Genomic DNA, 521 nt, shown 5'->3' with positions numbered 1-521 from the left:
CCCCTGGACACGACCGGCACGGTGCCGTGGTGGCCGGCGGACCGCGCCGGGCTGACCCTGCACCACGCCGTGGTCCGCGTCATCGCCGACACCAGCCGGCACGCGGGCCACGCCGACATCCTGCGCGAGCGGCTGGACGGCGCGACGGGCGAGCGGCCGGGCGCCACCAGCCTGCCGTCGGACGATCCGGCCTGGTGGGCGGCCTACCGCGACCGGCTGGAGCGGGCGGCGCGGGAGGCCGCCGGAAACGGGACCACCGACGGTCCCAGCACCCGCGCCGCCCCCTGATCAGCCCTTCACCGCCCCCGCCGTCAGCCCCTGCACGATGTGCCGGCTGGCGAAGGCGAACAGCACCATGGTCGGCAGGATCGTCAGCACCGCCGCCGCGGACATCGAACCCCAGTCGATGTTGAAGCTGGAGATGAAGCCGTTGAGCGCGGTCGGCACGGTCTTGTTCTCGTCGCTGTTCATCAGCGTCACCGAAAGGAACAGCTCGTTCCAGCAGTTGACGAAGTTGAAGA

The 521-nt window shown here is 71.8% G+C and carries 1 protein-coding gene and 1 pseudogene; one reads left to right on the top strand and one right to left on the bottom strand.

What is annotated here, in order from left to right; all coding sequences use genetic code 11:
* Nucleotides 1–288: DUF664 domain-containing protein (locus LPA54_RS36435; RefSeq protein WP_228984796.1), on the top strand; the 288-nt coding region annotated here is incomplete at its 5' end.
* On the opposite strand, the pseudogene LPA54_RS36430 reads toward LPA54_RS36435, so the two are convergent.
* Nucleotides 289–521 (bottom strand): annotated as a pseudogene (locus LPA54_RS36430) (carbohydrate ABC transporter permease); the annotation flags it as partial. It abuts the gene before it with no gap.

This window comes from Streptomyces sp. DH12, assembly GCF_020873895.1.
In the GTDB taxonomy this organism is placed as follows: Bacteria; Actinomycetota; Actinomycetes; order Streptomycetales; family Streptomycetaceae; genus Streptomyces.
This window is presented reverse-complemented; position numbering and strand designations above follow the sequence as displayed.